This window comes from Paenibacillus oryziterrae (assembly GCF_042610485.1).
GTDB lineage: Bacteria > Bacillota > Bacilli > Paenibacillales > Paenibacillaceae > Paenibacillus_AQ.
Genome location: NZ_JBGJZO010000005.1, coordinates 119,758 through 144,167, shown reverse-complemented (window position 1 = coordinate 144,167; position 24,410 = coordinate 119,758). Strand labels below are relative to the sequence as shown.

Here is a 24,410-nt window from a genome sequence, read left to right as displayed (position 1 = left end):
AATGAGACATGTTTAGGTAAACCGTAAGTAAGTATGATGAGTATAAAGAGTTCAGTCTAACGTAAGGGGGGGCCTGAATGGGAAAAAGACTGCGGCTCCTGGTGATTCTGCTGTTAACAGCAGGGCTGGCCGGCTGCGATGAAGCAAGGGCACCCGGCAGCTACACTTCTAGCGATACCGCCGCATTAGCACCTGCCGATGCAACTGATTTAACATCTGGCAATACTGGCGGTGAACACCCGGATCAAGTCCCTGGTGAATTAATCACGCTTAAATTCTTCACAGCCCTGGCCGACCGGGCCAATGGCTCTGGCAAGGTCGAACAGGACATTATTGATGCTTATATGATGTCACACCCTAATGTCCAGATTGATGTGGAGGCGCTTCAAGACGAACCTTATAAAACTAAGATCAAAGTGTATGCTTCCAGCAACCAGCTTCCGGATATTATACAAGCTTGGGGACAGCCATCCTTTCTCAATCCGCTGCTGAGCAATAATCTGCTGCTTGAGCTTGACCGTGCGGAATTTGAAGACGATGGATTCGTTACCAGTTCCATAGAAGGCTTCAGCCGGGATGGCAAATTATACGGATTACCGCGCAGTGCCGATTTCATGGTCATGTATTACAACAAGCAGATTTTTGCTGAGAACGGCATCACAGTCCCTAAGACGACCGCAGATCTGCTGGATGCCGCAGTCCGGCTGCGAAATCATGGAATCCTTCCGGTGGCCATTAATGGTCTGGACGGCTGGACGCTGCCCATCTGGTACGAATTCATGGCACAGCGCCACAACGGGGACTTCGGCAGGATGGATGACGCTGCAACGGGGACTATCCCCTTTACTTCGCCCGGATTTACAGAAGCCGCAGCGGAGATGCAGCAGTTCGCTTTCGCCGGAGGGTTCGCAGACGGCTGGCTGAGCACCGATTACGGTACGGCGCGCAATCTGTTCGTCCAAGGGCAGGCGGCCATGTTCTTCATGGGTGCCTGGGAGTCCGGTCTGGCTACGGATGAGAATTTCTCCCGGGAATTCCGCAGCAATGTGGGCGCATTCGCCTTTCCGGCTTCGGACTTGGGGAAGGCTAGCGACATTGCAGCCTGGTACGGGGGCGGTTATTCTGTCAGCCGGACTTCTAAACATCCGGAAGCCGCCGTGGAGTTCCTGAAATATTTCTTTGCTCCTGAACACTGGAGTAAGATGTTATGGCAGACAGGAGCAGGAACTCCGGCTCAGGACTTCGATCAGTTCCTAACAGGGAACGAGACTCAGCTCCAGAAAGAGTTGATTGAAATCTATAGTGCCATGACCTCATCCAGTGGAACACCGCTGCAGGACATCGGCGATGAACAATTCAAGCAGAAGGTTATGGAGTCTCACCGTAATCTCCTCTCCGGCATATCAACACCACAAGTATTTGTAGAAGAACTTAATGAAGCTGCGAAACAATTAGCCGGGCAATAATGATCCTTAGCTCATCAAATAGGCCGGTTGCTCAGAGGAACTTCCCTGAACAACCGGCCTTAGCTTTAGTCGCATTACATGTGATTTATATACCTGGCACTAATCTCTCAGGCCATTTATACCTGCTCTGTTCTTATCCCGCATCTCTCTTGCGATTCTGTTCTTCAAACAGCCACTCCACGAGCAGCGATTCAGGTACATTAACTTTGTACAGCTCCGCATACTCCCGGACCCGCTCCAGCAGTTTCACTATGATATCAGGGGTTACTTCAAAGCCTTGAGCTTCCAGTACATGGGCAACACCGCCGCTTCCGGAGTGTTTGCCAAGCACAAAACGATGCTCCCTCCCCACTTCTGACGGGTTGAAGGTTTGATAGGTGGCTGTATTCTTCATCAGTCCATCTACATGAATCCCCGATTCATGGGTAAAAGCGAGCTTGCCCACAATTGGCTTGGCATCTCCGACACTTCTTCCCGAAGCGGCAATCACGGTATCAGCCAATTTCTTCAGCATATCTGGACGGACCGCACAGTCGCCGCCATATAAATGGCGCCAGGCCATAGCTACTTCCTCCATCGCTGCATTTCCTGTACGCTCGCCTATCCCTGCGATCGTCGTACTAGCCCAAGTGGCACCTGCGGCAATACCGCTAAGCGTATTCGCCACCGAAAGGCCGAAATCATTATGGCAGTGAACTTCGAGTTCGATATCATTAGGAACGGCTCCGAGCAGTGTACTCACACGCTGTGCCATCTGTCCCGGATGATGGGCAGATACCGTATCTGCATAACGGAACCAACGAATTCCTTCCTTGTACAACGTATTCACCAGTTCAACCAGAAATCCCATACTTGCCCGGGATGAATCCTCCATTCCGATTGATACCGTCATGCCCAGCCGCAAGCCATATTCCGCTGCACGCTGCAATTTCTGAAGACCTTCGGCAGGAGTCAGACCCAGCTTGCCCTGCAGTTGAATTTCTGACACTGGAATGGATATATGGCTCCAGTTCACACCGGTATTCAAGGCGTTTTCGATATCGCTTGCCATGGCCCGGTTCCAGGTCATGATCTGCATGGGAAGACCCAGTTCGTTAATTGCCGCGATATCCTCCATTTCCCTCTTCCCCATGGCGGGGATTCCAACTTCTGCTTGCTCAACTCCGCTCTCCGACAGCAACTTTGCGATTTCCAGCTTCTCTGCCCTCGTGAATGAAACTCCAGCCGCCTGTTCACCATCCCTAAGTGTCGTGTCACAAAGCTTGAGACTTTTCACGGTCTACCTCCTTCTCCGCAGCAAGCGCAATTCGGATTACGGGATATTCGGACGCTATAGCAGGCGAAATCGAGTGAGTTGAAGCGATGCATTACGCCCGCATAAGTCGTCCCTACCCTTGTAATCCATTTTACGGCCTCAAGCGCGGCCAGACAACCCGCAATCCCGGAGGTAGCTCCCAAAACTGGAAATCCAAACGGCTCCCAAACCGGTTTCTCATCCGGATACAGGCACTCCAAACAGGGAGTCACCCCTGGAATAAACGTAGTCAGCGAAATCTCGAATCCGTACATTGCCGCCTCAACCATAGGAGTTCCTGTGTCTACGCATATCCGGTTCAATTCATACCTCTCCGGAAAATCATAACGAGCGTCGATAACGATATCGGCGCTCTCCACCCAAGGTCTGGCTTTATGATATTGAATCTTCGAATTATAGCCTTCAATTTCAACCCGCGGATTAAGGCGTTTCAGATGCTGCACTGCCGTACTCATCCGTTCCATGCCCAGATGCTCCTCGTCCATCAGGATCTGACGGTTCAAATCCGGAGGCACAATGACCCCTTCATGAGCCAGAATAAGTCTGCCGATTCCTGCCGCCGCCAAATATAAGGCAGCTGTACCGCCGAGACCGCCGATGCCGGCAACCATCACCGTCGCTTCCTTCAACGCCTTTTGTCCGCTCTCCCCCAGCAGCCTGAGCTGCCGGGCGTAACGTTCCAGCTCCAATCCTCCGGCATGCTGCTCCATCCCATTCTCCTCCTGTAATGTGCCTGTTGCCGAGATTATCCCTCCATGCTGAAGTAGCCATGTAGTGCGGTCATCTCACGATACTTTTTCAGAAATGCTATCCCTTCCTGTGCACAAGCTGCTCCATACCGTACAGCCTTGTCATAGGAAGTGAACGGAAAAGGAAACCCCGCACGCAAGCTTTTCAGCACAAGGATCACATGCCCGCTATAGAGCAACGCACGGCCAAAACCCTCGCTGTTAATCTCGGCGGTACTCTGGATCAGCCCACCGCTAACCTCCTCCATGACGCCTGCGACGGCCTGAAATAGCATCGGCACCTGCCCCCGCACTTTAGGAGAGACCGCACAGTTGAACTCCGATTGATTCTTATCTTCCGGGGAGGCCAGAAACAGCCTTTCGATTTTCTCCAGTGGTGATAGAGAGGCGTAACGTCCGAGGAAATCTTCCGCATCTAGTAGATTGCATAGGCGGCGAACAAAAGCATCCGCAAGCTCTTGATCAGGCTCCGGCTCTCTCTCTGACGTCCGGGTACGACGTTTAACCGCCGCTCCCTCCTGAACCATACGTCCCTGCAGCGCGGCATTCTCCTCAACCATGGGCGATCTCCCCTTCCTCTTCGGCTCGCAGCACTTTGGCCAGCCACATGGGCGGTTTACCCTGCAGCATTTCTACCAGCCGTTTGACCTGATCGTCAATCGGACTGCCAAATGGCACTTTTACGGGCATGATCTTCCGTCGGGTTACCTTTGCGGCTGCCGATGCACCAATCTGCATCAGAAAAACAAGTGTACAATCACCCACACTTTCCAGACGGCTATCGATTTTCCCCGCTTCATCCTGGTTCAGTATAAGCGGAACCCTCCGCAGCTCCACCAGTTCTCCTCCGCTTTTGGTCACATTGTAGACCGCGAACATGGGGCTTTGCCCAAAATGGGCATTCACCCGGACTCCGTCATCTGTGGCGAATGCTATTTTCACGGTGCTCAGCCTCCCTGCGTATTAGTAAATTACCTGCTTTATTGATCCACTCCATAGATCCCCGATAACCAATGGAAGCGGTCATGTACGCCCCAAGTTCATTCCACACCGGGAACCCTGCCGCCATGAATGCGGCTTCGATTCGCTTCGCCCCCGCCATTCCATGTGAGCTGCCAATCCATAAATCTGCACCTTTACCCAGAGCCTCCGCATCGTCAAGGTCGCCAACCCAGACCTCCCGCTCCATCCCTGTTACGGCTGGCGTCTCGCAGGAAGTGATTAAAGCCTTTTGTTCTACGCCTAGTTCATCGAGCCAAGCAGAAACAGAGTAGATGTGATCCGGCTCCAGCGCGGCTACCACCGATGTGCCCGCGAATTGAAAATGGGCATCCAGCATACTATCCAGCAGATTCTCGCGTTGCCAGCGGTAGCGGAGTGGTACTGGCTCACCACTGATTTGATGCAGGAAATGGAACAGCTCATCGGAAGCCTTAAGGCCCATTGCCCCGTGGAACACTTTATAGGGAGTGCCCAGCGCATTATGCAACCTTCTTGCCGGGCGCTCCATACTTCCCCCAATAGCAATGGTCAATCCGGATTGCTGGCTCTGCAGCATCGAATCCAGCGGAACTCCGCCGCGGGTTAGCGGTGAAAATCCGGTTAGCAGATGACCCGACAATGATGTGGAAATATCCGGTACTGCGATAACTTCAAAACCAAATGCTGAAATAATTTCTTTCAGCTCCATCACATCGGCAGGGGTAAGAAAGGATCCGGGCAGCAGGGTAATCTGCCGTGAATTTACCATTCTCGATTCCCGGTGTCCGGTCTGCTGAATTAATTCGTCTATCATAGCCTCTACGGTAGCACTGAAGCCGGTTTCCAGCGACCCTCGGAAATCAGGCAGCACGACTGAGAATGCCAGACCGCCGCGCAGATTCCGCTCTCTTTTATATGTTTTCAGCATCGTCTGGTAATCAACGCCCGCCACATCGGTCAGCTCTGTACCAATGATGCCGATAATATCCGGGCGGTGCTTGGTTAATACTGTGTTCAATGCTTCCTCCAGATTCCGGTTGGCATCAAAGATAACATCCATTTCCTGCAATGCCGTGGTCTGCACGGCAATCGGCTCGCGGAAGTGCCGGGTCATGAGCGCTTTCGGAAATGCGGAGCAACCCTGGGAGCCGTGGATAACCGGCATTGCCCGGTAGCAGCCCTGCAGTGCAAGTACGCCGCCGAGCGACTGGCCGATTTTGAGCGGATTAATTGAAGCTGGTTTGTTCCGTGTGTTAACGGTCATAGGGCACCTCCTTATCCCATGGGGCGGGACTGGCTGCAAGCTTCCAGATCGGATTGGTCAGCGAATAAGTCAATTCCTTGGCAAGACGCAGAAGTCCCTCATAACCCGCATAAGCTTTATGTCGCTCCTGATTAATATCCACAAACGGAATCTGTTCCTTCATGGCGACATACATATTCCGCCCCCCGGCAATCATGATATCCGCTTTACGCTCCTTGACGGTTTTGAGAATCCGGCTGGCTCCGCCCTCCGGTATATATTCGGCATCATCACCGATCCGGTCTGCGATACGCCGGACGTCATCCTCCGTGCTTTTGTTCGTGCCGATGCCCACCACTTGAATCCCAAGCTCCTTGAGCGCAGAAATAATAGACCAGCTTTTCACGCCGCCGGTATACAGTACTGCCTTTTTTCCTCTCAGCAACTTGCGGTATGGGCGAAGATCATGGCTAAGCCGGCTTTCCTCACGCTCAGTCAGACGGTCCACTCTGCGTTCCATCTCCCTGTCGTTCATCAAAAATGCCATCTGGCGCAGCGAATACGTCGTTTCTTTAGCACCATAAAAAGATCCTTCAAAGTATGGAATCTGATATCTGGACTCCATTTCTTTAGCTAGACCCAACAGTGCCCGGCTGCATACAACCATATTCACCTTAGCGCGGTGGGCCCAGGTGATTTCCTTATATCTGGCATCGCCCGTAATGCGAGACATCAGCGTAATTCCCGCCGCATTCATCAGCTTCTCGATATCCCACAGTTCACCCGCGATGTTATACTCCCCGATGAGATTCACTCCAGCCTGAACCTCCTGTTCGGGTTCGCCTGTGCCAATCACATACTGCAGCAGGGCATCGCCGGCCAGACGGTTGCCGAGATTCTTGCTCCCAACAAAACCCGGGCTGTTGACTGGGATCACCGGAATACCAAGCCGTCCTGCCGCTTCCTTGCATACAGCATCCATATCCTCGCCGATGAGCGCCGTAACACAAGTTGAATAAACAAATATTGCCGGAGGCGCGAATCGCCCGGCAATATAATCAATGCTTTCTTTCAGTTTCTTCTCTCCGCCAAAAATAATGTCAGTATCATTCAGGTCCGTAGCAAAGCCGTATTGGGAGAGAGAGGGGCCGCTAGACAGAGTACCCCGGCTCTCCCAGCTGTTGCCGGCACAGGCAATCGGGCCATGTACCAGATGTGCTGCATCCATAATTGGAAGCAGGGTGATCTGTGCACCGTCGAAGGAGCAGCCTCCTGCCGCCTCACCCGGTTTGGGTCTTGGACAGGGCTTGGATTTAGGAGCTTGGCTCCCGCAATCTTTTGCTTCAAACTCATCGTTTCGAATGGGTTCCACTGGCATAATCCCCTCCTTCGCTGTAGCTGAATGGTCCTTATGGTGAGAATTCTGCATATTGCCGTCACTACAGGAAATGTTGCACCTCCGGCCGCTGTTGTTCCCGAATTTCTTGATTTAACCGCCACGCGGTTGAAATCCGGTAACAAAGGCGGACGCTACGCTCCTCCAGTTGCAAAATTCCCCTCCGTGACTTCATTGCAGAATGTCTCAAGATAACGAGCAATCCATACGGCTCATTCGGCCGTATGGATATACACGATTTATTAACGAGCTAGAGCCGTTGTTAAATGTCGGACAAGATATTTCATAGAGTGTAGTTTCCTTCAACTCCACTTAAATCAACTAACTTAACTTAACTTAATGTCAGCTAGCGCTGTCCACTGTGTGCTTTTACCGCTCGCACCGGGTAGCGTACAAGAACGTACGGGATTGGCGTCCCAGAATAGACGTTTAGCGTTCCAGAACAGACAGATTAGCGTACAAGATCGGACGGATTAGCGCACAAGATCGTGATTGAAGCCGGAGGAATCATCGTCCAGACCTTGCAGGACTGTATTGACGATGGTGGTTAGCAGATTGAGCGTGCCCTGATAACCGGCGATCGGATACCGATGCAGATGATGGCGGTCAAAGATGGGGAAGCCCACACGGATGAGTGTTACGCCGGCGTCTTTGGCGGCATATTTCAAGTGGGAGCTGCCGAAGGCCAGATCGACAGGATCATCGATCAGCAGGGAACGCATATGCCACAAGTCATTTCCGATGTGCACTGTAGCTTCATCCCCGTACACGCTGCTGGCCAGCAGCGCTTCGGCTTCTTCTTTAAAACCGTTATCTCCGTTAGAGCAAATAATATGCACTGGCTCCATTCCAGTTTCCAGACAGAACTCAATGAGCCCAAGCAGCAGGTCAGGGTCGCCTACCAGCGCAATACGTTTACCGTGCAGATATGGATGGCTGTCCGTCAGTGCATCTACGACCCTGCCTCTTTCCTCCACAAGTGAGGCTGGTACGGGCAATCCGGTCAGCTCGCTGATGGCATCCACCAGCCGGTCCGTTCCCGTAATACCAATCGGTGTAGACATCGAAACCACATTTTGCTTCCAGGTGCCGCCAATATATTCGAGCGTCTTCTTGACGGAATACTTCTGCAGCGACAAGGTTCCCAGTGCATTCGCCGCCTTCGGCACATCCTCAAGCTTAGTACCCCCATAATAGTAGGAGTATTCTCCGGTTGCCGGAGAGTCAAAGTTACCGCTATGGTCTCCAAGGAAGGTGTATTGGGTATCAAAAGCATTCAAGATCTTTCGGACCTCGGCAAAATTCCCCGTATATGGTTCGAATCCAAGAATCACATTAATCTTCTCGCCGCTTTCCTCTCCACTGCCGGGAGCAGCTACCACACCCGAACGTTCATACAGGTTGCTGAGAATGGACTTCAGCATGGAGTCATACCCGGTGATATGTGAACCCACAAAGCTTGGCGTGTTCGCGTAAGGCACCGGAAGCTCCTCACTGATGACTCCCTTTTGCCGGGCTCCTGAGATAAAAGCCTGCAGGTCATCGCCGATAACCTCGGCCATACATGTGGTGGAGACAGCTACCATTTCCGGCTTATACAGCGCCATGCTGTTCTCCAGCCCGTCGATCAGGTTGGCCATCCCGCCGAATACGGCGCCGTCTTCTGTCATCGATGATGAGACTGCAGGTACCGGCTCTTTAAAATGGCGGCTGAAATGGCTGCGGAAGTAGGCAGTACAACCTTGGGAGCCGTGTACAAACGGCAGCGTCTTCTCGAAGCCGAGCGCAGCCATCATCGCTCCAAGCGGCTGGCACGCCTTATGCGGATTAACAACCAGCGATTGGCGGGCAAAGTTCTTCTCCTTATATTCCGTTGACTTGGAATAGGCCAGAGCTTCCGCGGTCTCCTCTTCACTGCAAGGAGCTTCGAAAGCCTTTTTGCCCTCGCGCTGCAACACATAGGGTTCGGTTTGAAATAACGTATTGTAATCAGGTATGTTCAACTTATCTTTCATACGGCTGCTCCCTCCTTCTGGAGTGATCCCGATGTTCCCGGTCTGAGCAATTTCCAAATCGGACTATTGATGGTCATATCCATATCCTTGGCGAATATTTTGAAGCCATCATATCCATGATAAGGACCGCTGTAATCCCAGGAATGCATCTGGCGGAAAGGGATGCCCATTTTGTGATACACGTATTTCTCCTTCACGCCGGAACCCATCAGATCAATATCCAGCTGCTGCGCAAGTTCTTCCAGCTCATATGCTGTAGGGTCATCATAGATGATCGTGCCTTCCGGCAGTTCAGGGAAGGTCTTCTCGTAGTCATCCTTATGAGCGAATTCATAACCAGTTGCCACAATTTCCATGCCTAGATCTTCATAAGCTCCGATGGTATGGCGGGCACGCAAGCCGCCGACCAGCAGCATGACCTTTTTCCCCTGCAGGCGCGGTTTGAATTTGGAGATGATGACTTCCATTTGCGCTTCATATTTGGCAATGACTTTCTCACAGTTCTCCTGGATATGCTCATCGAACCGGGCAGCAATCGCCCGCAGGCTTGCGGCTGTTTTAGTCGGACCGAAGAAATTATATTCCATCCACGGGATGCCATAGGCTTTCTCCATTGTGGTCACCATGTAGTTCATAGAGCGATGGCAGTGAATCAGGTTCAGCTTCGCCTTGTGGGCGATTGACAGCTCATTGATCGTACCGTCACCGGACCATTGGGCAATAACACGCAGGCCGATTTCCTCCAGCAGGATGCGGGAAGCCCAGGCATCACCGCCGATATTATAGTCACCGATAATATTTACATCATAAGGACCGGTTTCAGCCAATTCCTTCTTGCCCATGAGAAAATCGCGGATAGCGTCATTGGCGATATGATGGCCCAGGGATTGGCTGACACCGCGAAAGCCTTCGCAGCGGACCGGAATAACCGGAATGCCGAGCTCAGCGGACATTTTTTTGGAGACCGCTTCAATATCGTCGCCGATCAGACCGACCGGACACTCAGATTGAATCGAGATGCCTTTGGCCAGCGGGAACATTTCCTTGATCTCCCGGCAGATTACTTCGAGCTTCTTATCTCCGCCGAACACGATATCCGTCTCCTGAAAATCACTGGTAACCTGCATAGCGGTGAAGTTATCAATACCAAGGGTTCCGTTCGCATAATTACGGCGTGTGCCCCAGCTGTATTGGCCGCATCCGATCGGGCCATGGCTGATATGAACCATATCTTTAATCGGGCCCCATACTACGCCTTTGGAACCTGCGTATGCACATCCCCTTTGGGTCATCACACCCGGACGAGATTTCATATTGGATTTAATGGCGCATTTGCCGCAGTTGATAAGCTCCTCATTATTCACTTCGAAATGCTTCTGGCGGTCTTTGCGCGCCTTTTCCGGATAGGCTTCCAGCATCTCGGCAATGAGCTGCTTGTTCGCTTCAATATCCAGTCCCATGGTTGACCCTCCTTTTCTTTAAAAAAATCCGGCGAATCAGCTTCTCTCCACTCCCATCCACCGGATATTACCTTAATTATTGACCGGATGCCTGCAGCTTCTTGACCGCCGCTTCTTCATCCTCGATAATTCCGAATTCCATCAGCAGCTCTTCCAGCTCCTCCATAGAAATCGGAGTTGGAATCGTCAGCATTTCATTGTGCAGAATTTTCTCTGCCAGAATTTCATATTCTCTCGCCTGCGGGTGAAGAGGGTTATACTGGGCGACCGTCATACGGCGCAGCTCAGCATGCTGCACGACATTGTCCCGTGGAACGAAGTGAATCATTTGTGTATTCAACCGGCGGGCAAGCTCCTTAATTAGCTCATCCTCACGGTCCGTATTCCGGCTGTTACAGATCAGTCCGCCCAGTCTAACACCGCCGCTGTTGGCGTATTTCAGAATCCCGCGGGCAATATTGTTCGCTGCGTACATTGCCATCATTTCACCGGAACAGACAATGTAGATCTCCTGCGCCTTGTTCTCCCGGATCGGCATCGCAAAACCGCCGCACACTACGTCACCAAGTACGTCATAAGAGACAAAATCAAGACCGTCATAAGCACCTTGTTGTTCCAGGAAGTTAATCGCCGTAATAATCCCACGTCCCGCACACCCTACCCCAGGCTCAGGACCGCCGCATTCTACATTCAGAATATCTCCGTAACCCAATTGGACCACATCTTCAAGCTCCAAATCCTCAACAGTTCCTCGTTCAGCCGCCAGATGAAGCACTGAATTTTGCGCCTTTGTGTTCAAAATTAACCGTGTGGAATCTGCTTTCGGATCACAGCCTACGATCATCGTCTTTTGCCCGAACTTTGTTGCGAGCTGGGCCAGAGTATTCTGTGAAGTTGTAGATTTACCGATTCCGCCTTTACCATAGAACGCGATTTGACGCATGTTTCATCATCCCTTCGATATGTTCATATTTTCAAAATAAGAGCTGTACTTCACACTTTCGAGAATCATTTCTTCGATACCGCCCTTGCGGACGAGTGGCAATATTCCAGCTTTATTGAGGCTTGCGCGGGGTGCATCTCCTATACCGGAGCAGAGAAGTATACGGCAGTCATTTAAAATAGAGCAGATCTCCTGAAGTGTTGTGTTCTTATCACCGTTGCAGTCGGCCTTGCCGTGGCAGTAGGCCTGGATCTTACGGACACCCAGCAGCTGTACATCAGCTCCGTCGGTGTCATATATCATAAATTCTGTAGCGTGCCCGAAGTGCTGGTTGACCTTGTCTCCACCCCTGGTGGCGACGGCGATACGTGTCTTCCGACCATTCTCCGAAAGCCCGCTGCTTCTTAGCTGTTTAGTCTTCATACGCTGCCGAATCTTATCATCCAGCTCGCCTTGGAATAACGCCCTGGCGGTTTGATCCACCACCGGCTCCGGCACCATATTCTCCAGCAGGAAATCCTGGTTACGGTCCTGTCCTAGCAGCCCGATGGCATCCGCACGGCACTGGCGGCAGTGGCGCATCACTTTCAAACCGCCTTCCCGGCCCAGTAATTCCTGAAGGTTATGCAACTCCTTGGGACGTGGAGCTTTGCGGCCGTCCTTCTCATACTGGCTTCCTGGAGCAATGATAAGCGGTGTTACATTATGCAGCGCAGCACCCAGTCCCTTCACTGTTCTCGCGACTTCTGGAAGATGTTCAGCATTAACTCCCGGAATCATGACCGAATTCACCTTGACCAGAACCCCTCGCTCAGCCAGGAGTTCAAGTCCCAGAAGCTGGCGGCTGAGCAGCAGCTCCGCTGCTGCTCTTCCTTCATAACGTACGCCCTCATCGAACACCCACGGATAGATTTCACGGCCGATGTCCGGGTCTACAGCATTGATGGTAATCGTCACGTGCTTGATGCCAAGCTGAACGATTTGCTCCACATACCTGTACAGCGTCAGGCCATTGGTGCTCAGGCAGAGGGTAACATCAGGAACATGCCGCTTGACCCTTTCGAATGTTTCGAAGGTCCTCTCCGGATTCGCCAGCGGATCCCCTGGTCCGGCAATCCCGACGACAGATAGCTGCATCAGCTGTGCGGCCACTCCCTTGACCTTGTGTTCGGCCTGGACTGGAGTAAGCACCTCACTAACAACTCCCGGCCTGCTTTCATTCACACAATCGAACTTGCGGTTGCAGTAATTGCACTGGATGTTACAGGCGGGAGCAACCGGGATGTGCATCCTGGCGAAAAAACGATGGGCTTCCTCGCTATAGCAAGGGTGGCGGCTTATCTCCTCCTCCATTTCATTTGACAGACACGACGAGAGCAGCGGCTCCATTTTCCCACCTCCTTATTGATGGTGCATTTCCAGGGCAAAATATTAATGTTAATTTAAGTGACATAATCCTCGCTTGACTTGCTTTGATTAGTTACATCATATTTTCACGAAACATTAGCGTCAATTATGTTTTTAGTATAAAAGCACTCCATTTCCTTATGTTTGCAGTTTCGTCAAATCATACGTCAGCTTATCTAACTTATAGTTATCATGTTTGCGTTTCCACTGTATATATGGACGTCCATCGATTTTAGAAAAATGGGCTTGTTCATTTGACAAAGACTCTTGACTCATATATGATTTAATTAAGAATTGAAGTAAATCCTAAAATTGAATATTTCCCGTAAAGGGGAGTAGCTGTTAAATAAAGTCGTCAATACGAGAATATGAGGATATTCTCCGGCTTTATTGGCAATGAACTATTGTTAGCGAGACCTTTACCAAACAAGTTAGTCTTTATTCCAAAGGCTGATTAGTTTGGTAGAGGTCTTTTTTGTATACTTTTGGTCATGCTAGCAGTAGAAGCAGCTTCTGTTGTTCTAATTTCAGGGTTTAACTTTAGCAAAAATGAGGAGGAAGCAATTATGGAATTAGGTTTATTATTAGAGTATGGTTGGGTATTGCTCGTTCTCGTTGCACTTGAGGGGCTGCTCGCTGCAGACAACGCACTGGTACTGGCAATTATGGTGAAGCATCTTCCGGATGAAGAAAGAAAAAAGGCATTGTTCTATGGTTTAGCAGGAGCTTTTGTGTTCCGTTTCGGTTCACTGTTCGTGATCTCTTTCCTTGTTGATATCTGGCAGGTACAAGCCATCGGTGCAATTTATCTGTTATTTATCGCAGGGAATCACATCTTCCGAAAAGTGCTGTTCAAGAAACCTGTCACGGATGAAGCCATGGAGAGTGGTACAGATTCTGCTGCGGGGAAGAAGAAATCCAGCTTCTGGTTTACTGTACTAAAGGTTGAAGTTGCCGACATCGCCTTTGCGGTGGATTCCATTCTGGCCGCAGTTGCCCTGGCCGTTGCGCTTCCAGCGAGCGGACTTCCCAATATCGGAGGACTTGACGGCGGACAGTTCCTGGTTATTTTTGCCGGAGGATTCATCGGACTTGTGATCATGCGGTTCGCCGCTTCCTTCTTCGTTAAGCTGCTGCATTCACGTCCGGGTCTTGAAGTTGCCGCCTTCTTCATCGTTGGCTGGGTCGGCGTCAAGCTTGCCGTGATCACCTTGGCTCACCCTGCACTGGGTGTTCTGTCCGAGTCCTTCGCGCATAGTACCTGGTGGAAAGCCACCTTCTATGTTGTACTGGTTATCATCGCCGCTGTCGGCTGGTTCATGAGCAGCCATGTGGATGAAGATCATACGGGCGAGAATCCGATCGGAGAAGTAGACCAACAACTCGGAAAATAAAATGAATCAACTAAAAAACAGCAGGATGCTATCCGGTTAACGGAGCAGCACCCTGCTGTTTTCACTTCTTTTTATGTATTCCATCAGAAGATAACAATCATCCTCAGATGAGCCGCGCGATGTTCTCAATTTCCACTGCAGATGCCGCTAATTGCTGCATGGAAGCGGATATCTCCTCCGTAGCAGCAGCCTGGCGTTCGCTTTGCGACAAGCAGTCAATCAGAATTTCGTCGAGCGCGCCGATGTTCTTCTTGATCGTGCCCAGGATAACGGCGATTTCCTTAGCGGAAGATGCACTGGAAGCGGCCATTTTCCGGATCTCCTGCGCAACGATGCCGAAGCCCCGGCCATGCTCAGCGGCATGCGCTGCTTCGATAGCTGCGTTCAGACCCAACAGATTGGAGTTGTCCGCTACTTTTCTGATAAATTCCAGAATTTCGTCAGTCTTTTGGAGTTCTCCGACAACCTTTTGCCCCAGAGCCTTAACATCACTGATAATGCTCGCCAAATCCGATGCCGTAGTCGCAATCTCCACTGAGGTCGAATTGATCTCTTCCGAGGTAACCGCCAGCGCATTGGCCGCGTGGCTTAAAGTCTCCTGATTATTGAGGCTAATGCCCATCGTAAACACACCTTTTATCGTTCCGTCCTGCGCTCGGACTGGCAGGGAAGAAGATTTAAAGGGCACTCCGTAAATCTCTTTGGGAATATTGGCACTCACCGCTTCCCCGGTCTCAAGTGCCATCCGGATTCCGCCGCTGGGTGGTACGGGTGTCCCTTCACTGATCTTAATATCCATCTCATCTCCCGGCAGGTAATAGACAAAAGACTCTGTATCCGCCAGCGCGAACATCACATCAAGCGGGAACAGTTTTTGTACCAACGGGAGTGTTGCTTGTAATGATTCCAACAATTGACCGATCTCATGTTTATTCTCGTTACTCATACTTCCACAACTCCATGACTAATTTTAGTGCCCATTATAACATAGAGAATCTGCGTCCGATACTCGTTTCTCCATTGACTTCCTATGATTACGGTAGTTCCTTGACCCGCTGCATTACTTAAAAAAAGTGCTGTCCCGTCAGCCATTTCATGGCCCAAAGGACAGCACTTTAGGATTCTGTAAGACTATTGCGCGATCATCTGATCGGTCTTACCTTGAAGCTCTACCAGCTTCATAATAATAACGGCTGCTTGCGCGCGGGTTACGGCTTGCTGTGGATTGAAGTTGCCATTCTCGCCCTGCAGAAGTCCCAGCTTCAATACGAGTGCGGCCGCGCCTTTGCTCGTGATGGCAGCAGTATCGTTAAATTGTGAAAGCACTGCGTCTTGTGCCAGGAAGGTTGAGAGTTTGCTGTATTTCACAAAAGAGGTCAGCAGAACAGCCAGCTGTTCCTTCGTAAGCTTGTTATCAGGTACGACTACAGCGTCTTTGCTGAGCCATTGGCGCTCTACACTAAAGCTTACTGCATTGTAATATGAATTCTCAGGTTGCACTCCCGCTATAGGTTTGAGTGGCCCCGAATTGTTATAACTAGAATAGCTGGAGTAATACGGAGTCGAGGCCTTAGCTATAAATGTCAGCCATTCCCCTACGGTTATTTCTTGATCCGGATTCACTTTACCGTTCTCATCCGGAACAATCACACTGTATTTCACAAGCTCCCGAAGTTCCTTCTCCGCCTTATGTCCGGTGATGTCAGTAGCGGCAACCGGGGCTCCCGGCAGTCCTGCAATAGCATAGACATTCGACCATTTACCGGTGACGGCATCGAGCACTTCATAATTCGTCGAAGGTTCTACGGGATTAGGTGAATAGACCAGCTTCACTGAAGAATCGGCATAGATATTATTGGTCATGTATCCGCCGAACTGGCTGTATTGGAGCTTCAGCTTATACTGCTTCAGGTAGCTTTCCAGAGCCTCCTGACGGGTAACAACAGGGGTTGGTTCCTGGTTAATCTTCCCTGTATCTGCATTTTGATAATTACTGTAGCTTTGCAAGCGTCCATACAAATCAATTGTCAAAGATACGTTATTACCACTTATAGGTACCCCTTTATAAAATTGAACAAAATCATACCGGTACCCATTTCCATTCGGAAGCACACTCCAAGTACCACCGTGTTCTACAAGTTTCAGGTTCGCACTGGCTTTATTGTACAAACGGTTAATCCATTCAACCGCCTTCACTTTAGCCTCTTTGGAGGTTAGCTTTTTGGTTCCGGCAGGTACCGGTAATGTCGGAGTTTTCTCCGGATAAGAGAATTGCTCCACCTGAAATTGTCTGATTTCTCCTGTTACGGAATCAACCTCAGCAGTGCTTTGTTCAGGGAATCCTGCTCCCATGTATCCGCCATTCTTAGTCCAGTTTAATCTCCAAAGCTTCTTATCCTTGTTCTGGTAATCATCACTCAAGAAGGAGGAAGTCAACTTTCGGTCATTAGGGATCACGGCTGTTGACTGCACCAGTTTGGCTGCTTCATCTGCGGTAAGCTCCCTGCCGAATGCTTTTGGCTGAAAGACCACCTTGCCCTGCGGAACAGCCTCATACGACACGGATGTGGTGGGATATTCCATTCCTTCCCCGCTAATGATTTTGCCGGTCTGTGCATCGAGGGCATATACAGACGAATCCTGAGGACGCCAGCTTAGAATCCAGTTCGACAACGTTCCATCCTTGTACACAGGTATATACACAAGCTCTACCTTGAAATTCTCACTAAACTTCTTCTCGGCTTGCTCGAGGGTGATTTTAGGTTGAGACGACGGGTAAGCGAAATTGCTGGAAGGCTTGTAGAATTGCGTTACTTGTCCATTGCCATCCATCGTAACCGAGATGCTCTCCGATGTGGACAACAATCCGTTTCTAAGGACACGGAAATTGAAGTTGTATTGAACAGGTCCAAATAGAGCCGAATTGCTCGAATACAATGTATTACTATTGTCATCCAGCTGGAGCTCACCATTTTTTATGGATGGCGCAGCTTTAGCAACAAATTCCTTCGCCTTTTCAAGGGCCTCGGATTGGGATAACTTAGGCGGGTAATAGGCAATATTATCACCAGAGGGCATGGATATATATGTATTGATTACATCTCCGGTAATTGCATCTACCTCACTGCCAAAACCATATCCTGAGTTGCCTGTCCGGTATTCCCACTGGATGTTCCAGATCATTTGATTCGCCGGCGGAGGATAACTATTCGTTGTACCCAATTGAACGCTGTTTACGGTTGCATCTTTTAGAACTGGAAACAGCTCTTTCAGCTTGGCAATAGCCTGTTCCTTGGTGATCTTAGCCTTAGCCGGATCCGCCGCAGCGGGCGCACTAGGAGCAGAATTCGCGCTGACTGATACATTAGTAACCTTTACAGCTGAGCTGCTGACAGAATCAGCCCCTGCTAGTCCGGCAGGTAACAGCAGAGCAAGAGCCACCGTTGTTACAAGCGCTGTTCTTACCTTCTGATGAACAAAATGATGATTATGACTTCCCAAAAGATCTCATCTCCTTGACTCATGATCTTTCAAATTATACAGGTCATTTCATTATTTTTCCATATTTAATTAACGACAGGAAATTGCAACAGCAGGCAAAAAACAGCCTTTCAGAAACTACACAAGGCGAACGCGGACGGAATTTGATACACTACGAACAAACATCACACTTTACAAGCAGCTAGGGGATGGTCTTTATTAGTACCTGGAATGTTCAACCACTCGTTAATGTTATGACTGGTCTAGATACACGAAGCTGCCTGATTGTTCATCAAAACCAGGTTGTGCTGGAATATTACCGAAAGCCTCAGTACCGCGAGGAACCTGGAAAAATCAATTCCTGCACTAAAAGCGTACTGTCCACTTTAATTGGCATCGCTATGGAGCAGCAGCTGTTTCCTTATCCAGAAACTCCTATTTATGAATACTTTCCAATGCTTAAAGACGAAAGCGATGCCCGTAAACGCACATTCACCATTGACCATTTGCTAACAATGACCGCGGGCTTTGCGTGGAATGAGTTCGGAGGTCTCAATTCATTTCCGGCAATGAGTCATACCCCGGACTGGGTGCAGTATGTGCTGACACAACCAATGGCTGAAGATCCAGGCTCTAAAATGGTCTACAGCTCCGGCTGCTCCCAGCTGTTATCCGCCATTCTTCAGCAGACTACCGGGCAAACGGCAGCCGATTTCGCCGAAGAGCAGCTCTTCCGCCATCTCGGCATCGAGGATTACCACTGGGAGACCGATCCCCAAGGAATTCATACAGGCGGGTTTGGACTGTATTTGAAACCGTGGGATATGGTCAAATTCGGGCAGCTCTATCTGGGCCAAGGAACCTTTGAAGGGCGGCGACTTCTTACTCCTGACACCATTCGGGAGTTCACTGCTCCACGGATTGAGACAGAAGCTCCGCAAAAAGCACAATATGGCCGCCACTGGTGGATCTCGTCTTTTGCCACCGGGGAGGAGAAATCGGATAAAGAAATTCCCTATTACTACGCCCTCGGGTTTGGCGGACAATATATTATTGTCGTCCCATCCTTTGAGCTGGTGGTTGTCATTACGGCGGACAGCACCAAAAAAAAGAGGACAAAGGTTGACCTGTTCCGTCAACACATTGTTCCTCTTCTGCTTAATTCCGCCACTTCATAAACCTGGCATCCAGAATATCTACCAGCAAAAACAATATAAAACCGACCAGACTGAACAGCATGATTCCGGCATACATCTCCGGGTAATCCAGCCGCAGCCACGCATCCATGATAAAAAATCCCATTCCATGCTCTGTCCCGTATATTTCGGTGAAAAATAGTACGGAGATGGCTGTTCCCAGAGAAATGCGGATCGTACTTAGAATAACGGACAGCGCACCGGGTAGTGTTACATGCCAGAATTTCTGTGCGGAACTGGCATGTAGGCTGCTAAGCACATCATAAGTACTCTCGGGTATGGCTTTAATTCCATCCCTGACGGAGATGATGACCTGAAAGAGCAAAATCAGAATGATCATCAATATCTTCGAGGTTTCGCCCAGTCCGAAGAACAGCATGACTACCGGCAGCAGTGCAATTTTGGGAACAGGATAGGTTAAATACACCACAGGGTCGAGCAGCCTGTTCCAGAACTGGGATCTTCCCATCAGCAGTCCAATTAACAGTCCGATCATCAGCGCAAGCAGCACACCCGCGAAGATCCGGAATAAGCTATACCCCACATTGACGGCAATCTCAGCTGCACCGAGGCCTGCCATCGCACGATAAACCGCGAGGGGACTAGGCAGAATCGGGTGATTCATCAGCAGATATGCGATATACCACACTACATTCATGCACAAAAAAACAAATAAGAGCCTTGAAATATGACGGATCCGCCGTGTTCTCACCATTTCTCCTGCATTACCTTTCTGATCATCTTCGTCTGCTCAAAGAACTCCGCGCTAATCCGCTTATCTTCGTATTTCATTTGAAATACGGATTGATTATCCACGATCTCCGGTGATTCGTGCTTATCCGACGGCATGACGATAATCTTCTGGCCCAAGAGAATTGCTTCTTCCACATCATGGGTCACAAACAACGTTGTCGCCGGGTGGATAAGCCAGTTATCGAGAAATATCTGCTGCAGCGCTTCGCGGGTAATCGCATCCAGCGCAGAGAATGGCTCATCAAGCAAAAGAATCTTCGGCAGTATCGCGAATGCACGGGCAATCGCCACACGCTGCTGCTGCCCGCCGCTAAGTGAGAGCGGATAACGCTCTGCCAGATCAGCTATCCCCATCGAGGACAGCCACTCTTGAATCTGCGTTTCCTGTTCCATTTTATCCTGTGCTGAGGAACGGGTAATCTTCATCGCCAATCCAATGTTGGCTTGCACCGTCTTCCAGGGCAGTAGCCCGTAGTTCTGCGGCACAAGTCCGATCAAGGTTTCTTTGCTATGAACGGTGTGTCCATTAAACAGGATCTCTCCATGATAAGAAGGCAGCAGACCGGCAATCGCCCGCATCAGCGTAGATTTCCCGCTCCCGGATGGCCCGATCACGGTGTAAATCGAATGCTCAGGCAGTGACAGATTGATACTGTTCAGAGCCAGATTACCCCCGCTGTATTCCACCTTCAAATCATTAATCTGAAGTCCATTACTTCTTGAACTGGACATCGGAGATCACATCTTCCGTGGCAATATCTTTGGTCAGCAGACCTTTCTCCCGCGCCCAGGCAAACGCTGCTTCCACTTCCTTCACATCTACCTGGTTGGCTGGAAGATAGTCAGGCACTTTAATCTGATCCTTCAACGTATCCGGATAACCTACTTCTTTAATAATAAGATCAACGTATTCCGATTGGTCATGAGATTTCATATACGCTACCGCATCATCGTACGCGGCGTACATACCCTGGATCGCTTCGCCCTTGGCATCAATCGCACTCTGCGGGAATGCCAGCACGAACGGATTCACACCTGCCGCTACCGTAGAACTAAGCACACGCAGACCATCGGCCTTACCCATTGTCACAAAAGGCTCCGGCAGCACCGCAGCGTCGGCTTTGCCGTTCTTCAGCAGCTCCAGACGTGTCGGGATTTGCGGCACTTCAGTCACGGTGATGTCATCCTCGCTCAGACCCGCCTGCTTCAGAATCGTCGAAACCGTATATTCGGTCGAGGTATTCTTGGACAAAATAACTGTTTTACCCTTCAGATCCTTTACTTCCTTAACATCAGGATTCCCTGTCAACAGGTCAAACTCCCCGAAGGTAGTACTGGTAATCTTCACATCCAGCCCGGCTTCATTATAAATCGAGATGGCTACCAGATCAGCGCTAAGCCCGTCCACTTTACCGGCCTGAAACGCCACGTCACGATCCTTCGCACTCTTGAATGTCTGAATATCCAGATTCACACCATGTTCCTTGTCGAAGCCCTGATTGTGAGCAATGATAAACGGGATTGCATCTATAGATGGCAGCAGGCCCAAAGAAATCGTGGTCGGCTCTCCGCCTGCATTTCCCTTATTGTTCGCCGCAGCGTTATCTTCAGCGTTGCCGCAGCCCGCCGCAATTGCACTAATGGTGAGCACCGCCACCAGCAGTACTATCAATTTCGCAAATCTTCTCTTCTCCATGAATCTCCCAGCCTCCATCTGCTATCTATGTAATATAAATCACAAGTATAGCAATTTTACACCTTTGATAACATTTTGTATATTTCTAAATTGAAATGATTTCCGGGAATTTCCTAGAATGGATTGCCGATTTCAGCAATGACCTTTCCAATTAGCTTATCCTTGGCGACAAAGGGTGTGTCCCATAAATGAGCATCATAGCTGATATTGCGGTTATCTCCAAGGAAAAAATAATGATCTGCCGGCACTGTAACTGGTCCGAATGCGTATTCCATTTTACTTTCAAGATATGGCTCCTCGACTTTCACGCCGTTCCTGTAGAGCTCCCCTTCCTTGATCTCCACCGTATCTCCCGGTAGGCCGATCAAACGCTTAACGTACCTTTTATTCTCTTCTCCTGCCACCGGCGGGTTAAACACAACAATATCACCATGCTTCAGCGAGGTCAGCCACAGCATTTTCTCCACAATTAAGCGATCATTAATCTGGATGGTCGGGATCATCGATCCGGTTGGAACCTTCATCGCCTCCGCCACATAAGTCCGTACGAAGAGAAAGATAAACATAGCGATCAGGATGCTCGACAGCCAGTGCTTCATAAATTTCAACATGTTCAGTCACCTCACTATTTTGTTAGGAAAAGCTCATCTATAGACTAGTCTAGCTCATTCCTCCTCTCCATTTCCAGTTCACATAAGAAGAAACGGTACCGCCCTTAAAGGGACAGTACCGTTTACATATATTTACCATAGTCCTTGATTGTTACTTTGGTATGGCATACCACCTCTACCTCCGGGTACACTTTTCTCCAATCGAGATTTGTCCATTCTTTGTAGGATAAGCTATTCCTCACATAGATTCCAATCCCCAGGCTGTCGATCTTGTGCTGCTGCATTTGTCTGATCATCTCGGCGGCTTTGGAGTTGATATGGTCCGAAATTTCTCGTTCAACCTCATGACGCTCCTGGCCCTTGGTAAGATTATTGGGTCCGGTATATTCAAGTATCGATCCCTGGAGATTAGCGAAGAGATCTACTCTAAAGCGATTCTCACCGAGATGATGAACCTTGATCTTGCGTTTGCTCAAAATCGAAGTGAACATCATCATGACCTTCTTGCCTTTCTTTGGTTCCAATTGAAACGCCATCTCTCCTTGCTTCAGATCGCCCCTGAATAGGGCAAAGATAATCCCATCCTTGGCGGAAATCTTTGATACATAACGGTCATCCCGAAATAAGGCAATCCCGTCAATGACCGCCTTGTCACCCGCGTCCTTTATTATAGGCACGACCGGGTCTATTCCGTCATCATGGTAATCTCTTGAGAACTCGTACAAAGAAGTCGGCGGTATGCTCCGGACATGTCCTTCCTTCTCCACCAGATGGTTGATATATCTTCCTGTATCTACATGTGATTTGTACTCCTTGGATAGTAATTCACTGGCATCACCATTAACGACCGTCACTTTGACTCCCAGTGCAATGGATGGATCGCGCAGGAGTGTATCGATATAATCCTCCAGCCCTTCCTTCGCCAGTTCGAGACCGAATAAGAAATTTCTGATCTGCCCACTGACCACCCTCAGATCCGTCTGTCTTGAAAATTCTACTCTCGCTTCCTTCAAACTGTTTGTCTTGGCAGTAAGTATTTCTCTGCTGACACTCGAGTCAGGATCAATAACCGGAATACAAGAGGTGACCTTCAGCTTATGATCGTCCAGCAGATCAAAACTAGAGGTCTGAACCATCCCCAGCTTTTCCAGAATCCTTTGATCGCCCGAACAGCCGGTTAACAGGAACATTAAAAGGACAGCCGCCATTAGCTTACGCATGGGAAGTTCTCCCCTTCCCCTGAATAAGCAGCAACACAATCAAGATGACCGGTAAACAAAAAGCAATCAGAGTGGTTGCATATCCCAGATTAGTAATCCAAAGATTCACCTGATCCAAAGTCTTGGGAATAAAAGAAATTCCGTAAGAGATCGTTATCATTATAATAATCATCACCTTGTTCTTTAACTTGGGAACGACTCTTGCCAAAGCTTCCTGTGCCCCCCACCAGTACATAACCACTGTGATCAGGATTTTGAAGAGAAAGAAGCCGTACAGCATATTCTCCAGCCGTTCAATAAAAGGGAACTGGATATAGGCCAGCAGATCGATCAAAGGAAATAACAGTTTTTGCAACTGGCCCAGACTGAAGAATCCAAAACAGACTAGCGAAAGACAAATATAGACCACAGATAGATAGGCATTACCTATATAAATGCCCAGCATCGCTTTTTTCGTCCGGTCTATATAAGGAAACAGCAGAATCGATAATTCATACCCGAGATAAGCGGAATAGATCTCCTGGGCACCTTTAATATAATCATGACCTCCCTTGAGAACAAAAGGGGTTAGCCGGGCCCAGCTAAAAGACGGAACAAACCACAGCAAGAGTACAAACATCCATGCGGACATCCAAAAGAATAGCGTAGTTGCTTTGGTTATCCCATAGATTCCTTTAAGCAGCATTAGGAACAGAAGAATATCGACAGCCAATTTGAAGACCATGGGATTGGTTGTCGGAAATGAAATCATCTGAAATAAAAGCACATATTTCTTACCGATCATACAACCGAATATCATCCAAACAGAGGCCAAAAACAGGTAAACCGGATACAGTACAATCTTGGGCAGAGAATGTTCAAGAATTTCAAAGACTGAACGTCCCTCTCCGAGCCGATAGACAAGAGTGATCAAATAGATATTAAATGAGGTCACGAGCAGGCCCGGAAACAGAACGAGCCACCCATTCGTGCCAAAATAATCAGCTAATTGATGCGGCAGCGTGAACATAACAATTCCCGCTTGGATCATATACACCAGTACGGCAATTTGAAAGGGGCTTAGCTTCTCATTCATGGATCTCATC

General features: G+C 49.5%; 21 protein-coding genes. 3 read left to right on the top strand and 18 right to left on the bottom strand.

Going from position 1 to position 24,410, the window contains the following annotated elements:
* The first annotated feature begins 77 nt into the window (after nucleotides 1-77).
* Entirely contained in the window at nucleotides 78-1,466 is a 1,389-nt protein-coding gene (locus tag ACAN55_RS08325) for an ABC transporter substrate-binding protein (RefSeq protein ID WP_379130713.1), read from the top strand.
* A 133-nt stretch (nucleotides 1,467-1,599) separates the two neighbouring features.
* On the opposite strand, the gene ACAN55_RS08320 is transcribed toward ACAN55_RS08325, so the two are convergent.
* The 10 genes from ACAN55_RS08320 to nifB form a co-directional block, all read right to left on the bottom strand.
* Nucleotides 1,600-2,742 (bottom strand): homocitrate synthase/isopropylmalate synthase family protein, encoded by a 1,143-nt coding sequence (locus ACAN55_RS08320; protein WP_379130710.1) that lies wholly within the window; start codon nucleotides 2,740-2,742, stop codon nucleotides 1,600-1,602.
* Entirely contained in the window at nucleotides 2,739-3,491 is a 753-nt protein-coding gene (locus ACAN55_RS08315; RefSeq protein WP_379130708.1) for a HesA/MoeB/ThiF family protein, read from the bottom strand. Before ACAN55_RS08315 ends, ACAN55_RS08320 begins: the two co-directional genes overlap by 4 nt.
* A gap of 35 nt (nucleotides 3,492-3,526) precedes the next feature.
* Nucleotides 3,527-4,090 (bottom strand): DUF269 domain-containing protein, encoded by a 564-nt coding sequence (locus tag ACAN55_RS08310; protein WP_379130705.1) that lies wholly within the window; start codon nucleotides 4,088-4,090, stop codon nucleotides 3,527-3,529.
* Nucleotides 4,083-4,472 carry a NifB/NifX family molybdenum-iron cluster-binding protein gene (locus ACAN55_RS08305; protein WP_379130702.1) on the bottom strand — a complete coding sequence of 130 codons (390 nt, stop codon included), beginning with the start codon at nucleotides 4,470-4,472 and terminating at the stop codon, nucleotides 4,083-4,085. Before ACAN55_RS08305 ends, ACAN55_RS08310 begins: the two co-directional genes overlap by 8 nt.
* Nucleotides 4,447-5,775, bottom strand: a complete 1,329-nt coding sequence (gene nifN, locus ACAN55_RS08300) for a nitrogenase iron-molybdenum cofactor biosynthesis protein NifN (RefSeq protein ID WP_379130699.1) — start codon at nucleotides 5,773-5,775, stop codon at nucleotides 4,447-4,449. The genes ACAN55_RS08305 and nifN overlap by 26 nt, the downstream gene beginning before the upstream one ends.
* Nucleotides 5,765-7,132 carry a nitrogenase iron-molybdenum cofactor biosynthesis protein NifE gene (gene nifE / locus ACAN55_RS08295; protein WP_379130697.1) on the bottom strand — a complete coding sequence of 456 codons (1,368 nt, stop codon included), beginning with the start codon at nucleotides 7,130-7,132 and terminating at the stop codon, nucleotides 5,765-5,767. Before nifE ends, nifN begins: the two co-directional genes overlap by 11 nt.
* Nucleotides 7,133-7,623: 491 nt before the next feature.
* Nucleotides 7,624-9,165, bottom strand: coding sequence for a nitrogenase molybdenum-iron protein subunit beta (gene nifK / locus ACAN55_RS08290; protein WP_379130695.1), 1,542 nt, complete (start codon nucleotides 9,163-9,165; stop codon nucleotides 7,624-7,626).
* Nucleotides 9,162-10,625, bottom strand: a complete 1,464-nt coding sequence (nifD, locus tag ACAN55_RS08285) for a nitrogenase molybdenum-iron protein alpha chain (RefSeq protein ID WP_379130693.1) — start codon at nucleotides 10,623-10,625, stop codon at nucleotides 9,162-9,164. The genes nifK and nifD overlap by 4 nt, the downstream gene beginning before the upstream one ends.
* Before the next feature lie 76 nt (nucleotides 10,626-10,701).
* On the bottom strand, nucleotides 10,702-11,568 hold the full coding sequence (nifH, locus tag ACAN55_RS08280) for a nitrogenase iron protein (RefSeq protein WP_379130691.1): 867 nt from the start codon (nucleotides 11,566-11,568) through the stop codon (nucleotides 10,702-10,704).
* Between the two features lie 6 nt (nucleotides 11,569-11,574).
* Nucleotides 11,575-12,957, bottom strand: a complete 1,383-nt coding sequence (nifB, locus tag ACAN55_RS08275) for a nitrogenase cofactor biosynthesis protein NifB (RefSeq protein ID WP_379130688.1) — start codon at nucleotides 12,955-12,957, stop codon at nucleotides 11,575-11,577.
* 584 nt (nucleotides 12,958-13,541) lie between these two features.
* Here nifB and ACAN55_RS08270 point away from each other — a divergent pair.
* Complete coding sequence (locus ACAN55_RS08270; protein WP_379130685.1) at nucleotides 13,542-14,369, top strand: TerC family protein; 828 nt, start codon at nucleotides 13,542-13,544, stop codon at nucleotides 14,367-14,369.
* Between the two features lie 103 nt (nucleotides 14,370-14,472).
* Here ACAN55_RS08270 and ACAN55_RS08265 read toward each other — a convergent pair whose 3' ends face one another.
* Both ACAN55_RS08265 and ACAN55_RS08260 read right to left on the bottom strand, forming a co-directional pair.
* Entirely contained in the window at nucleotides 14,473-15,315 is an 843-nt protein-coding gene (locus tag ACAN55_RS08265; protein WP_379130682.1) for a methyl-accepting chemotaxis protein, read from the bottom strand.
* A gap of 185 nt (nucleotides 15,316-15,500) precedes the next feature.
* Nucleotides 15,501-17,870: a YcdB/YcdC domain-containing protein gene (locus tag ACAN55_RS08260; RefSeq protein ID WP_379130680.1), complete on the bottom strand. Its 2,370-nt coding sequence runs from the start codon at nucleotides 17,868-17,870 to the stop codon at nucleotides 15,501-15,503.
* Between the two features lie 188 nt (nucleotides 17,871-18,058).
* Between ACAN55_RS08260 and ACAN55_RS08255 the strand changes: the two genes are divergently transcribed.
* The gene (locus tag ACAN55_RS08255) at nucleotides 18,059-19,027 is read left to right on the top strand and encodes a serine hydrolase domain-containing protein (RefSeq protein WP_379130676.1); all 969 of its coding nucleotides are present in this window, start codon (nucleotides 18,059-18,061) and stop codon (nucleotides 19,025-19,027) included.
* On the opposite strand, the gene ACAN55_RS08250 is transcribed toward ACAN55_RS08255, so the two are convergent.
* From ACAN55_RS08250 to ACAN55_RS08225, 6 genes are all read right to left on the bottom strand, one after another.
* Nucleotides 19,008-19,703: an ABC transporter permease gene (locus tag ACAN55_RS08250; RefSeq protein ID WP_379130674.1), complete on the bottom strand. Its 696-nt coding sequence runs from the start codon at nucleotides 19,701-19,703 to the stop codon at nucleotides 19,008-19,010. The two genes, ACAN55_RS08255 and ACAN55_RS08250, sit on opposite strands and share 20 nt — an antisense overlap.
* Before the next feature lie 50 nt (nucleotides 19,704-19,753).
* Nucleotides 19,754-20,530: an ABC transporter ATP-binding protein gene (locus ACAN55_RS08245; protein WP_379130671.1), complete on the bottom strand. Its 777-nt coding sequence runs from the start codon at nucleotides 20,528-20,530 to the stop codon at nucleotides 19,754-19,756.
* On the bottom strand, nucleotides 20,511-21,494 hold the full coding sequence (locus ACAN55_RS08240; RefSeq protein ID WP_379130668.1) for an ABC transporter substrate-binding protein: 984 nt from the start codon (nucleotides 21,492-21,494) through the stop codon (nucleotides 20,511-20,513). The genes ACAN55_RS08245 and ACAN55_RS08240 overlap by 20 nt, the downstream gene beginning before the upstream one ends.
* Nucleotides 21,495-21,607: 113 nt before the next feature.
* Entirely contained in the window at nucleotides 21,608-22,105 is a 498-nt protein-coding gene (gene lepB, locus ACAN55_RS08235) for a signal peptidase I (protein WP_379130666.1), read from the bottom strand.
* 122 nt (nucleotides 22,106-22,227) lie between these two features.
* Nucleotides 22,228-23,325: a Ger(x)C family spore germination protein gene (locus ACAN55_RS08230; protein WP_379130664.1), complete on the bottom strand. Its 1,098-nt coding sequence runs from the start codon at nucleotides 23,323-23,325 to the stop codon at nucleotides 22,228-22,230.
* Nucleotides 23,318-24,409, bottom strand: a complete 1,092-nt coding sequence (locus ACAN55_RS08225) for a GerAB/ArcD/ProY family transporter (RefSeq protein ID WP_379130661.1) — start codon at nucleotides 24,407-24,409, stop codon at nucleotides 23,318-23,320. Before ACAN55_RS08225 ends, ACAN55_RS08230 begins: the two co-directional genes overlap by 8 nt.
* Nucleotide 24,410: the final 1 nt, after the last annotated feature.